The organism is Pantoea cypripedii (assembly GCF_002095535.1).
Taxonomy (GTDB): domain Bacteria; phylum Pseudomonadota; class Gammaproteobacteria; order Enterobacterales; family Enterobacteriaceae; genus Pantoea; species Pantoea cypripedii.
Window position 1 is genome coordinate 3,998,344 of record NZ_MLJI01000001.1, and the last position, 13,612, is coordinate 4,011,955.

Genomic DNA, 13,612 nt, shown 5'->3' on the forward strand with positions numbered 1-13,612 from the left:
AATTCACTTCTTGTCGTTTTCACGCGGTTTGCGCAGCACTTCATTGATTTCCGGCTTATCCAGTGGTCCGCTGATGTGATAACGCAGCAGCGAAATTTTGTTCCACACGGGCCCCAGCACCTTACTGGCGGCAAACACCGCGGCGCCAACCACCGGGTTGATCACAAAAGCAGTGGCCACACCTACCGAAGCTGAAATTTCCGGTGCCACCACGGCTTCCATATCGATCTCGCGTTTCACCAGGTCAACTTTACCCTGCATGGCGATATCCGCTTCGAGACCATCAACTAACAGGTTATCGGTATGCATCACGCCGTTTTCAATCCACGCCGTGCCATTAATTGAATCGAAAAAGAAGCCCTGCCCGAAGGTATCGCTGAAATCGAAACGTAACTTGCGCAGCAGCGCGTCAAAGCTCATCAGACGCAACAGCTGACCGGCACGCCCGGTACTCACATCCGCGATCTGACCTTTGCCAAAATGCGATTTCAACGTACCACTTAAAGTTTGCTCGGATGGCTGCCAGGGTGCGGAGCGCCAGTGCAAATCATAATCGATTTTAAACGGTGCATCGCGCAGCGGCGTGTTCACGCCAAACCAGTTAGTGGCGTCGTTGATATTGTTACCGCTCAGCGTTCCTTTCAGCGAGGTGCGTTGCTCACCGGGTTTATTGACCCATTCCCCGTTGACACTCAGCTTCGAGCTGCCAGTATCTACCGAACCGTTAGTAAGTGCTAACGTATCGCCGTGAGGTTGCAGCAGCGCCTGCATATGGCCAAACTTCTGCCCGCGCAGCCAGCACTCCTGACAGCTAAGTTGCAGACCCGGCCAGTTGGTGAAATTGATGTTGGTATCGCTACCGAACGGTGATGCGGTGCCATCCTTGCTCTCCGCCCATTCCGGGTTGTAGTAAAGATAGCTGAGGGCAATCTGCCAGGGCGCATTCTGTGCGGTTTTCAGACTGCCACGCGCTTCACGGCTGTCGAGCTGCACATCGGTATTCCCGGTCGGCCCCTGGGTCACGGTGGCGCTGAGGTCATGCCATTGCTGGCCTGCCAGCCGCAGCGCCGGGGTATGCAACGTAACATCACCCGGCAGCAGCGCACCGCCGATGCTGGTTTCGCCCTGCGCATTGCGCGAGCCGCCCGATCCAGCCAGCAGCCCCATCCAGGCTTCGCCGTCCATTTCCGGTAAATTCAGCACCATGCCACGATTTTCAGGCAGCTTCGGCGTGGTTTTGGCATCGTTCAGCCAGATACCGCGATCGACCCGCAGCTGTGGCTCCAGCAGCCAGCGGCTGTTAAAACGATGATGCCCCAGCACGCTGCCGCTGAGATCAAATCCGCGCAGGTCACCGCTGGCAGCAATGGTAATCGGCAGCGCTGCTCCTGCGCTCTTATCCAGCGGAGCCGGTAAGCGACTGCTTACTTCTTTGCCATCGCCTTGCAAATCTATTTTGTAGCTTGCGCCACCTTTGTTCGGCAGGGTGATATCGACATTGCCCTGCCAGGGCAAACTGCCGCTCAGCTGGCTGGTGAAGGTCGACGGCAGCACCTTTAACTTCGCCAGCTGCCAGTCTCCCAGCAGCTTCACGTTAACGCCAAAGTTATCCGGGTTCTCCTGGGTGCTGAAGCTGACACCAACCGGCTGCCCGAACCAGTTGGCCTGCATCTCTTCACTTTGCAGATTGCCGTTGTTATAACGGAAACGCCCGGTGAGGTTATTCAGCGTGGTATTCAGTGGCTTGATATGCAGGCTGTTATTGTTCATCACCACGTTGCCGCTGGCATGAACCAGTTCGCCGTTCAGCGGAATATCGAGGTTGAGCTGACCACGGACATTGCCTTTGATCTGTAGCTGTTGCAGCGCCGCTCCCAGCGATGGCTTGAGAGGGGTGAGTTCGAAGTAATCCCCAATCTGCTTACCTTCACCGCTCAAGTCGCCATCAATGATCAGCTTCTCTTTCAGGTAATCCGGGATCACCGCGCTGATATTGCGTGCATCCACCTCGCCCAGCTTCGCCTGATTGGCTTTCATCCACAGACCGTCATTGACGAAATCGAGATCGATGTCGAGATTGTTAATCGCCGGCCAGCCGGGCTGGAATTGATAGGTGGCATGGCGCAGCGGCACCCAGACTTCAAACATGCCGTCGTTGTGGCGGAAGGGAAACAGCGTCGGATCACCGGCAAACAACAGCGTGGCATTATCAACCTGCCCGCCTTTAATCGCGTTGCTGAGATAGTCCGTCAGACCATGGCCCATCAGCGGCTCCGGGAAATAACGCCAGGCATCGCCCGCATCGGTTACACGGATACCCGCCAGAATATCCAGTCGTGGCGCTTTGCCGAGGTTCTGCTGATAGAGGAAATCGCCGCGCGCCCACAGCGAACGCGCCTTCACATCCAGCTGATGGCCATCCAGCGTCAGGCCATTATCATCATGCCGCCAGTTGAGCTTGCCGGTGATTTGCTGGATTTGTAGCGGTGCCTGGAACATATCCCCATAGGGAACCTCGGCCTGCCCCATCGCGACATCCAGCTGACCATTGCTGAGGCTGCCACTGGCGTTACCACTCAGTTTGCTGATGCCCGGCAACAGTTCCCAGTGCTGCCAGCTTAAATCACGCCATTGGGCCTGCAGACGGGTTTGTTCAGGTTGCTGTAAAGGGACATCCAGCGCCAGCGCATCGATGTAGCCCTGCGGTTGCAGCGCACGCCAGTTGTCGAACAACGTTGGCGAGAGTGGCGAGAACAGCGGGATCAGTGGCGCGAGACGTTGCAGATCCAGTTGGGTGGCGCGCACGCGGATTTCCGGCGCGCTGCTGGCACCCAGCAATTGTTGATCTTCGGGTTTCCATAGCAGCGAGAAATGCCCCGGTTGCCAGGCAACCCCATCGGTGCTGAGACGGGTTTGTGGCACGGACACCATCCAGCCATTCTGGAAACGGGACAGGTGGGCGGTTAAACCATCCACCTGCAATTGATGATCACCTTGTTCGCCACGCCAGCGTGCACCGCCCTGTCGCAGCAGCAAATCACCGGCATAAACATCACCATCACGCAGATTTACCCATGCGGCGAGGCTGAAACGCGCGCTTTCGAGGCTGGTGTTATCGCGCAGCCAGCGACCGATCCACGGACGCACATCCACATCATCCGCCTGCATCCAGATACGCCCGGTATCGAGCAGGCCATTGTTGTCATTCAGGTCGAGACGTACCTGCACCACGCCATGCTGGCCGGTAAAGCTCGACAGGCTCACCTCACCTTCAGCGCGATGGCGTGTTTTTTCATTTAGCCAGGTGAGACGCGGAATCGCCAGCTCGGCGTGTTGCCCGGAAGGGGTCAGAAAACGGATGCTGCTATCACGCAGGTCGAAATGATCGAACTGACGCAGGAAGAGTTCGTTAATTTGCGTGGGTTTGAAACTGTTTTTCTGTTCATCGCTGGTGAGCAACTGGCGATTGAGTTCGACGTGCATCTGCCAGAAGGTGAGATCACGAAACTGCCAGCGCCACTGAAAAAGTGACTGCCAGATATTGAGTGCCAGATTGACGCGACCAATGCTCAACTGCCCGGCATCTTGCATGGCAATATGCAGATCGCGCACCTGCAACGTGGGGCCGAAGTTTTCCCAGCTACCCTGCAGCTCACTGGCCTGCACCGGCACGCCTGTGGCGCGGGAGATGACCTGCAAAATGTCGCTGCGGTAGCTGTTGAGATGCGGCATGACGAGGCGCAACCCGCTGACCAGCAGCGCCACAATAACGATGATTGTGGCGAGTAGCAGTAACAAAATCCTCGGCAACCGCCTCACACACCTCTCCTTGTTTTCCGCCGGATTACGGATCGATACCTCTCAAGCCCTGACCGTTATCAATGCGGAACAATCGGGTCGAAAACGCATGTTACCCCAAAAAAGGGGCTATTTTTAGCCCGGATCCATGACAAAACGTCGTGCAAGGCCAGCATAAACAAGAAAAATTACATCATCACCACGTCAAACTGCTCCTGATTGTAGAGCGGTTCAACATGGACTTTCACCTGTTTGCCCACAAAGATCTCCACTTCGGCTAACGCATGGGACTCATCGCTTTTCAGCGCTTCACCCACCGCCGGAGAGACATACACCAGGAAGCGGTCAGAATCGTAGGCATGGTGCACACGCACAATCTCACGCATGATTTCGTAGCAGACGGTTTCCACCGTCTTCAGCGTGCCGCGTCCTTTACATACCGGGCAATCGGCACACAACACATGCTCGATGCTTTCACGCGTGCGTTTACGCGTCATTTCCACCAGCCCAAGCGCCGAGAAACCATTGATTCCGGTTTTCACCCGATCTTTGCTGAGCGCGCTTTCCAGCGAATGCAACACACGGCGGCGGTGGTCATCATTACTCATGTCGATAAAATCGATAATGATGATGCCACCCAGATTACGCAGCCGAAGCTGGCGGGCAATCGCCTGAGTGGCTTCGATATTGGTGTTGAAAATGGTTTCGTCCAGATTGCGATGACCAACAAACGCACCGGTATTGATATCGATGGTGGTCATTGCTTCAGTCTGATCGATGATCAGATAACCGCCAGACTTCAGTTCAACTTTGCGATCGAGCGAACGTTGGATCTCGTTTTCCACATCGTAGAGATCGAAAATTGGCTGTTTACCGCTGTATAACTCCAGCTTACTGGCCATCTCCGGGATGTATTCACCGGTAAATTCCACCAGCAGATCGCAGGTCAGGCGGGAGTCCACCCGAATGCGATCCAGCGCCGCACCGGCAAAATCACGCAACACACGCTGCGCCAGCGCCAGTTCTCCATACAGCAGGCAACGCGTCAGGTTGCGCTTCTTACGTTCACTGACTTTGGTCCACAGACGCTTGAGAAAAGCGGCATCCTGCGCCAGCTCTTCTTCGCCAATACCTTCGGCAGCAGTGCGGATAATAAAGCCGCCAAGATCGTCGCAGTAGGCGGCAACCACCGCTTTCAGACGTTCACGCTCGGCTTCACTTTCGATACGCTGGGAGACGCCAACGTGCGAGGCACCCGGCATAAACACCAGGTAACGCGACGGTAGCGTGATGTCAGTGGTGAGGCGTGCGCCTTTGGTGCCGAGGGGATCTTTCACCACCTGCACCATTAAATCCTGCCCCTGGCGTACCAGCTCGGCAATGTCGCGCACGTTGAAATTCTTTTGTTCATCACCCGCGACACATTCGGTGTGCGGCATGATGTCAGAAGCGTGCAGAAAAGCCGCTTTATCGAGGCCAATGTCAACAAATGCCGCCTGCATACCCGGCAGCACGCGGCTGACGCGTCCTTTGTAGATGTTGCCTACAATGCCGCGGCGCGCTTCGCGCTCGATGTGGATTTCCTGCAAAATGCCGCCATCAATATAGGCGACGCGTGTCTCAGAGGGTGTCACATTTACCAGCAGTTCAGCCGTCATCTTGTCCCCTTAGCGCACGCAGTGACTGAAAATTGCTGAGCAACTCACCGGTCTCAACCAGCGGTAATCCCACCACTGCGTGATAGCTTCCATTAATTTTGCGCACGAAGTTCCCGCCCATGCCCTGTATTCCGTAAGCGCCGGCTTTATCCATCGGTTCGCCACTGGCGATATAGTGCGCAATTTCTTCCGCCGTGATCTTGCGGAAAGTCACGTCTGTGACCACCAGGCAATCCAGTTGCTGCCGGTGGTCGGCCAGCGTCACTGCGGTCATCACCTGATGTGTCTGCCCGGAGAGTTTACTTAGCATGCGGGTCGCGTGCGCCGCATCGGCCGGTTTTTCCAGCACCTCACCATTGAGTACCACGATGGTATCAGCACCCAGCACCGGCAGATCCTGCGGGGCGACAGCCACCCCCGCGCGCGCTTTATCTGCTGCCAGACGACGCACATAAACCTCAGCCGCTTCTGCAGGCAGACGTTGTTCTTCCACATGGGTGATCAGACGTTCAAATTGCAGACCAAGCTGCGTCAACAGCTCACGTCGACGCGGTGAACCGGAAGCCAGGTACAGGGTTATCATAGTTTTCCTTACTGAACAGCGAACTGACGACGAATCTTTCTCATTAATAAGAATAGCCAGGGCCAGAGAATGCCGTCGACAACGCTACTCCAGAAGATTTCCGGACGAAAGGAGACATTAATCACCAAAAATTCCGCCCAGAAAACAATAACATCCACCGCCAGCGACAGCACCATAACCATTAAAGCCTGCTGCCACAACGCTAAGTTACGGAAAAGCTGGAATTTAAAGGCGACCAGGTAGGCGATGATACTCAATGCCAGCGCACGCACGCCCAGCGTTGAACCGGCCACCAGATCCATGATGGCGCCCAGCACAAAGCCGGTGCCAACATTAACCCGGTGTGGCAATGCCAGCACCCAGTAGATGAGGATCAACAAAAGCCATGATGGCCGGAACATGTAGAACTGTTCTGGCCAGGGCATGATTTGCAGGATGAGGGCAATCAGGAAGGACAGCCAGATAACCCATCGGCCCTGGCTGCGATATCGACTCAAGGCTGGCCTCCACGCGTGTTCGCCGGTGTTACCTGCGAACTGCTGCCATTGCTGACAGGCGCGGGTGGTCCCATTTGCTGACTGCCGGGCGCGGGCGGCCCCATCTCACCGGCTGGCGGTAAGACTTGCGGCATCATCTGCATTAAGCGTTCATTAGCAACACGATGCACTTCATCAGGAGCCATCGGCATATCGCCGTTACGATCCGCTCCCCATAACAGCAACAGATAACGCAGACGCTGCAAACCTGCTGTCGGGCGTGCCTGGATAACGGTGTACGCACGCTGCGTATCCACTTTCACCGACGACACCACGGCAACCGGATAGCCTTCCGGGAAACGACCACCCAGACCCGAGGTGACCAGCACATCACCCACACGAATGTCGGTATTGCCAGGCAGATGCTCAAGTTGCAGATCTTCATTACAGCCGTTACCGGCCGCAATCACGCGGATATCATTACGCAGCACCTGGATCGGCAACGCATGGGAAGCGTCACAGATCAGCAGCACACGGCTGGTCACCTGGCCTACCGCCACCACCTGCCCCACGACACCTTTATCGCTGATCACCGGCTGGCCTTCGTAAACGCCGTTTACGCTGCCTTTGTCGATAACCACCTGATCGGTGTAGGGATCGGTGCCGGTGGAGATCACCTGCGTCACCATCTTGTGCTCATCCTGACGTAACGGTGAGCCGAGCAGCTCGCGCAGACGCGCGTTCTCCTGCTTATATTGCCCCAGCATCAGCAGGTCGCTGTTCTTCAGAAAGAGTTCACGACGCAGTGCTTTGTTTTCCAGTTCCAGCTGCTGACGCGAAGCCAGCGTGGCGGAAACGCCGTCAAGAAGCTCTCTTGGCCCGTTAGCCAGGAAGTAAAATGGACTGACCGATGTGTCCAGGTAGTTGCGAATCTGGGAAAAGGAGGCCACGCGGCTATCGGCGATAATAATCGCGATGGCCACAATGACTGCCAGAAAGAGGCGCAACTGCAGGGATGGCCCCCTGCTAAAAATCGGCTTCATAAAATCTGCGTGTTCCTCGACATCAGGGAAGAAGCGCGGGTCCTAAGACCTGCGCCTCCAGGGCTGAACGCATCGTGCCGTCATGCGCAGCGTCGTCATCGGCGCTCATTCCCTGCGCAATTTGACCACGGCCTCAGCCGATGAGGATTTACTCCTCGCTGAACAAATCGCCGCCATGCATGTCGATCATTTCCAACGCCTTGCCACCGCCACGCGCGACGCAGGTCAGCGGGTCTTCGGCCACGACCACCGGAATGCCGGTTTCTTCCATCAGCAGGCGATCGAGGTTACGCAGCAGCGCGCCACCACCGGTCAGCACCATGCCACGCTCGGAGATGTCGGAAGCCAGTTCCGGCGGGCACTGCTCCAGCGCCACCATCACCGCACTCACGATACCGGTCAGCGGTTCCTGCAGCGCTTCCAGAATTTCATTGGAGTTCAGCGTAAAGCCGCGCGGCACACCTTCAGCCAGGTTACGACCACGAACTTCGATTTCACGGACTTCATCGCCCGGATACGCAGAACCGATCTCATGCTTAATACGCTCAGCGGTGGCTTCACCGATCAGCGAGCCGTAATTACGGCGTACATAATTAATGATAGCTTCATCGAAGCGGTCACCACCAATACGCACTGAAGAGGAGTAAACCACGCCGTTCAGAGAGATAACGGCCACTTCAGTGGTACCACCACCGATATCCACCACCATCGAACCGGTCGCTTCTGATACCGGCAGACCGGCACCGATCGCAGCGGCCATCGGTTCTTCAATCAGAAACACTTCACGCGCACCTGCGCCCTGCGCAGATTCACGGATAGCACGACGCTCAACCTGGGTTGCACCCACCGGCACACACACCAGCACACGCGGGCTGGGGCGCATAAAACTGTTGCTGTGCACTTGCTTAATAAAGTGCTGCAACATTTTTTCGGTGACGAAGAAGTCTGCAATGACGCCGTCTTTCATCGGACGGATAGCAGCGATATTGCCCGGCGTACGGCCAAGCATCTGTTTGGCGTCATGACCAACGGCGGCAACGCTCTTTGGGGAGCCGGCACGATCCTGACGAATGGCAACCACGGAAGGCTCGTTCAGCACGATGCCCTGTCCTTTTACATAAATCAGGGTATTCGCGGTACCCAGGTCAATGGACAAGTCATTGGAAAACATGCCACGAAATTTTTTAAACATACTAAGGGATAATCCTGCAAGCTGGGGGCGGAAAATAAAATCCGCCTACTTTACCAACCACGCGAAGCCGCTACAAGGCGCAAAAACGTTCCGCTTCGGTGAGAAAATATGCTAGCTATTTTTTACAGCAGTGTATGCTGCGGTTCGCTAAGGAAAAATGGCGCAAAGCCGCCGCTTTCAGTGCCTTTCGCCCCACGAGCCAGGGCAGTTTTCGACATAAAATCTAACATTTCCAGCATAGCTGCTGGCCGGCATAATTCAGGTTTACAGCGTAAAACAACCTTGAGCGCCGCCATCGGGCAATTAACGGCTAAATTCGATAACGTTGTGAATGTTTTTTCACATTACTGTTTACCGGCAGCGAGGGAGCAAAGAAATCACCCTGACCACCGGCGACCCCCAATCCTGCCAGCGTTTGCCACTCCGCACGCGTGCGTACACCGGCAGCAAAGACCTGAGTGGGAGTCGACTTACACACTTCCAGCAGACTTTGTACAAACAACTGATTTTCCGTGCGTCGTTCAATATTACGCACCAGACCAGGGTCCAGTTTGATTAACTCCACCGGAAATTGCTTGATATAAGCGCTGCTCACCACCGTTAATCCCGCCTGATTGACAGCGATGCGACAACCAAACGCACTGAGCATTCTGAAAATCGGCACTAAGCGGTTGATGTGTTGACAAACATCCGCTTCGGCAAGTTCAAATAAAAATCGTTTTCTTTGTGATTTGCTGCATTGCAGCAGTAATTTTTGCAGCCAGCGCTGAAAAGGTCGCTGTAATAACGAATCGATATTCACCGGCAGCGCCAGAGTTTCATCAGGCCACATCTCAGTCAATGCGGCGATACGGGTTACCATCTGGCGATCCCAGCTTTCGGCCATTCCCAATTGCTGCACCAGAGGCATAAACTCGGCAGACACCACCTCTTTGTCACCATCAAAGATACGCGCCAGCATCTCCCGATGATGAACTTTCCCATCCAGCATGACGGCGGGTTTCTGGTACAGACGGGGTCCACCACGACTCTGGGTGTTTTCCAGCAGCGTTCGCCAGCGCACGCTACCACGCCCCATATCCAGCGGGTTACCCTCGCCGATTGACCAGTTGTTTCCCCCCTGCAGGGCAGCGCGACGCGTGGCCATTTCTACGTTTTCCATCACCTGCGGCACGCTTAGCCCGCTGCGCCAGGCGCTGATACCGATATGGATCAGATCATCACGATCCACCATGCGCATCGGCGGCAGAGAATCCACGGCATTGATCAGTTGATCGGCAATATTGTTGGCTTCTTTAAGGGTTCGGTGCGGCAGCAGCACGGCAAAGTCACTGCGAAAATAACGTGCCAGCAGCGCGCCGGGATAACGCAGCACGAAGGTAGACAGCATATTAATGAGATCAAACAGGTATTCTTCAGCCAGCGCCGGACCGAGAGTTTCATACTGCGTTTCAAGATCGGGCAGGCGCACCATCATGACCACACCGTGGGTGCCAACATCTTCCTGATCTTCCAGCAGGGTGGCCAGCTGGTTATCGAAGAACAGACGATTATTCAACCCGGTACGCGAATCCTGCGCGGCAAAAGTACGAATCAGGGTATCGATGCGTAAGCGCTGCTCACCCGCCTCCAGCAAATCATGCAACAGAAGATCGATAGCGTGACTGGCCTTCGGTGGCCACTCCACTTCTTCATTGTCCCTGGCCTGCCGGTCGCCCGCCAGGATACGCTCCGAACGCGCTTCCAGCCGCTCCATATTACGCCAGTGGCTGTTCAGCCAGCGATGGGTCATCACCAGCAGTGACGCCATGATCATTACCACGGTTAAAATGACCACCAGCGTATAAGCCCCGGTGAAGGAGCGAAACCAGGTTTTAGCGGGATCAAGCACCACCACGCGCAGCATCATGCCAGATGAATGCGCCAGCGGCAGGTCGAACTGGATAAAGCGATTTGGCTCATCTTCCAGCATCGGGTTTTCATGGCGGGCCAGGCGAAACAACGTGCGCTCGCCGTCGTGTAGCTCCAGCTGTTCGGCATTAATCACCGGCATAATGCGCGACAGCCATTGCGTCAGATCCTGTGGCGATTGGGTGATTAAGGCTTTGTCCACTTCGGTTGCCAGAGTTTGTACCCGGGTTTCCACCCGCTGCTGTGACAACCAGACAAAACTAAAAGCGCAGCCCACCAGCATCAACAACATCGCCAGTAAGCTTAATAATGTAATAAACGCAGAAAACTTCGTGGTTAATCGCATCCCTGTGCCTGTATCACTGCGGTTATGAATAGAAAAGAACCGGCGGCACCAGACTCACTGGCGCAAACCTGAGCAAAATAGCATAAATCACCGCCTGAAACAGCGTTCAGCAACCATCGCTACCTATACAGAGGCGAGTATAACGATAAACAGGGAAGTCCTGACTTTCACATGATTTTTTTCGTCCTATTCTCAAGATAAGCGCAGCCAGGAAATTTCACATTTTACGGCTCTTTCTGGCGCATATAACCGGGTTTGCTCATGCTTGCCTTAAACATTCAGCCGGAGAATTCCATGAAGCCGAAGCATTTCCTTTCTGAAGCCGATGTGACGCCAGAAAGTATCTTCAATATGCAGCGTCGTCAGGTGCTGAAAGCCCTTGGCCTGGGTGCTGCCGCAGCCAGCTTCCCACGGATAGCGCAGGCCGATGTTCTCAGTTGGTTTAAAGGCAACGATCGCCCTGCCGCGCCAGCCGGGAAAGCGCTGCAATTCAGTAAGCCGCCCGCCTGGCAGGCGGATTTACCCCTCACCCCGTTTGATAAGGTCGCTGGCTACAATAACTTCTATGAATTTGGCCTTGATAAGGCCGATCCGGCAGCGAATGCCGGGACGCTGAAGACCGATCCCTGGCAACTGCGTATTGAAGGCGAAGTGGCAAAACCCATTACGCTGGATATGGATGACATCTTTAAACGTTTTGCGATGGAGCAGCGTATCTACCGCATGCGCTGTGTAGAAGCCTGGTCAATGGTGATCCCCTGGGTGGGATTTGAGCTGAACAAGCTGCTGAAACTGGCGGAACCCACCAGCAATGCGCGTTTTGTCGCGTTTCAAACGCTCTATGCCCCGGATCAAATGCCGGGCCAGAAAGATCGCTTTATTGGCGGCGGGCTGGATTATCCCTATGTCGAAGGATTACGCATGGATGAAGCGATGCATCCCCTGACCCTGCTCAGCACTGGCGTGTACGGCAAAGCATTGCCTCCACAAAATGGCGCGCCGATCCGCCTGACCGTACCGTGGAAATACGGTTTCAAAGGCATTAAATCGATCGTCAAAATTACCCTGACTCACGATCAGCCGCCGACCACCTGGAATCAAATCGCCGCCAATGAATATGGCTTTTATGCCAACGTTAACCCGCATGTCGATCATCCCCGCTGGTCGCAGGCGACAGAGCGTTTTATTGGTCCGGGGGGGATTCTGAAGGTGGAGCGCCAGCCAACGCTGCTGTTTAACGGCTATGCCAAAGAAGTCGCGTCGCTCTATCACGGGCTGGATTTACGGGAGAATTACTGAGTGCGTCTGACATTACGCCATATCACCTGGCTGAAAGTGGTGCTGCACCTGGCGGCGTTTCTGCCGCTGGTGTGGCTGTTTTTTTCCGCCAATCAGGGTTGGTTAAGCGCCGACCCGGCCAAAGATATCCAGCATTTTACCGGCAGAATGGCGCTTAAACTGTTGCTGGCGACGTTGCTGGTGAGTCCCTTAACGCGCTACGCCAAACAACCCCTGCTGATTCGCACCCGCCGCATGCTCGGTCTGTGGTGCTTCGCCTGGGCCTGTCTGCATCTGCTGAGCTATTATCTGCTGGAATTAGGGGTCAATAATCTGCGATTGCTCGGCAGTGAGTTGATATCCCGCCCCTATTTGACGCTGGGTATTATCTGCTGGCTGGTATTGTTTGCGCTGGCAATCACCTCCTTTCAGCGCGCACAGCGTAAACTGGGACGTCGCTGGCAAACTCTGCACAATGGTATCTATCTGGTGGCGATCCTCGCGCCCATTCACTATCTTTGGTCAGTTAAAGTGCTGTCACCACAGCCGCTGATTTATGCATTACTGGCTCTGCTGCTATTGGGCTGGCGTTACAATAAGTTGCGAAAACTCTTCTCCCGCTAATTCCTGCACGGTTGTCATCCTGCTGCGATTTCTGTTAAAAGGTGTGGCCTTCTGGCCGCATCTGATCATCTTCGCAGATAAGACCAGTATTTTGCTGCGAATTGCGACGAAACGGATATAATGCCCGGCTTTATTGCAAGTGAAGTCTTCTTTTTCACTCGGAAGAGTGACAAAGGAAGATTGTCGCGGTATTTTACGCGATGCCTGAATAATTGCAGGAGATAGCAGCAAGATGGCGCATAACTTTCACATACTGCTTTTGAACGGACCCAACCTGAATTTGCTGGGAACGCGTGAGCCTGAGAAGTATGGGCACACCACGCTGGCGCAAATTGTCAGCGATCTGACGCAACAGGCTGATCAGCACCATGTGAAATTGAGTCATTTGCAATCGAACGCGGAATTTCAGTTGATCGATCGTATTCACGAGGCCAGAGGCAATGTGGATTACATCATCATCAACCCTGCTGCGTTCACGCACACCAGCGTCGCGCTGCGTGATGCTCTGCTGGCGGTAAACATCCCCTTTATCGAGGTGCATCTGACCAATGTGCATGCACGCGAACCGTTCCGCCATCACTCCTATCTTTCCGATGTATCTGCCGGTGTCATCTGTGGACTTGGCGCTGACGGATACTCGTGGGCTTTACAAACGGCCGTAAAACGCCTGACACATTCCAATTAAACAGAGTACGGAACCACA

10 protein-coding genes are annotated in these 13,612 nt (G+C 54.9%); 3 read left to right on the forward strand and 7 right to left on the reverse strand.

What is annotated here, in order from left to right; genetic code table 11:
• Nucleotides 1-3: 3 nt before the first annotated feature.
• The 7 genes from yhdP to csrD all read right to left on the reverse strand — a co-directional run bounded on the left by yhdP (nt 4) and on the right by csrD (nt 11,007).
• Complete coding sequence (yhdP, locus tag HA50_RS18610) at nt 4-3,819, reverse strand: AsmA2 domain-containing protein YhdP (protein ID WP_084877217.1); 3,816 nt, start codon at nt 3,817-3,819, stop codon at nt 4-6.
• A 167-nt stretch (nt 3,820-3,986) separates the two neighbouring features.
• Nucleotides 3,987-5,456, reverse strand: a complete 1,470-nt coding sequence (rng, locus tag HA50_RS18615; protein WP_084877219.1) for a ribonuclease G — start codon at nt 5,454-5,456, stop codon at nt 3,987-3,989.
• Nucleotides 5,446-6,039, reverse strand: a complete 594-nt coding sequence (locus tag HA50_RS18620) for a Maf family protein (RefSeq protein ID WP_084877222.1) — start codon at nt 6,037-6,039, stop codon at nt 5,446-5,448. Before HA50_RS18620 ends, rng begins: the two co-directional genes overlap by 11 nt.
• Nucleotides 6,040-6,047: 8 nt before the next feature.
• A complete protein-coding gene (mreD, locus tag HA50_RS18625) occupies nt 6,048-6,536 on the reverse strand; it encodes a rod shape-determining protein MreD (RefSeq protein ID WP_084877224.1) in 489 nt (162 codons plus the stop codon).
• Nucleotides 6,533-7,558, reverse strand: a complete 1,026-nt coding sequence (mreC, locus tag HA50_RS18630) for a rod shape-determining protein MreC (RefSeq protein WP_084877227.1) — start codon at nt 7,556-7,558, stop codon at nt 6,533-6,535. The genes mreD and mreC overlap by 4 nt, the downstream gene beginning before the upstream one ends.
• A gap of 148 nt (nt 7,559-7,706) precedes the next feature.
• Nucleotides 7,707-8,750, reverse strand: coding sequence for a rod shape-determining protein MreB (gene mreB / locus HA50_RS18635; RefSeq protein ID WP_003855260.1), 1,044 nt, complete (start codon nt 8,748-8,750; stop codon nt 7,707-7,709).
• 310 nt (nt 8,751-9,060) lie between these two features.
• A complete protein-coding gene (csrD, locus tag HA50_RS18640) occupies nt 9,061-11,007 on the reverse strand; it encodes an RNase E specificity factor CsrD (protein WP_084877230.1) in 1,947 nt (648 codons plus the stop codon).
• Nucleotides 11,008-11,301: 294 nt separating this feature from the next.
• Between csrD and msrP the strand changes: the two genes are divergently transcribed.
• The 3 genes from msrP (at nt 11,302) to aroQ (ending at nt 13,594) form a co-directional block, all read left to right on the forward strand.
• Nucleotides 11,302-12,306, forward strand: coding sequence for a protein-methionine-sulfoxide reductase catalytic subunit MsrP (gene msrP, locus HA50_RS18645; RefSeq protein ID WP_084877232.1), 1,005 nt, complete (start codon nt 11,302-11,304; stop codon nt 12,304-12,306).
• Nucleotides 12,307-12,909, forward strand: coding sequence for a protein-methionine-sulfoxide reductase heme-binding subunit MsrQ (msrQ, locus tag HA50_RS18650; RefSeq protein ID WP_084877235.1), 603 nt, complete (start codon nt 12,307-12,309; stop codon nt 12,907-12,909).
• A gap of 232 nt (nt 12,910-13,141) precedes the next feature.
• Complete coding sequence (gene aroQ, locus HA50_RS18655; protein ID WP_084877238.1) at nt 13,142-13,594, forward strand: type II 3-dehydroquinate dehydratase; 453 nt, start codon at nt 13,142-13,144, stop codon at nt 13,592-13,594.
• Nucleotides 13,595-13,612 lie beyond the last annotated feature (18 nt).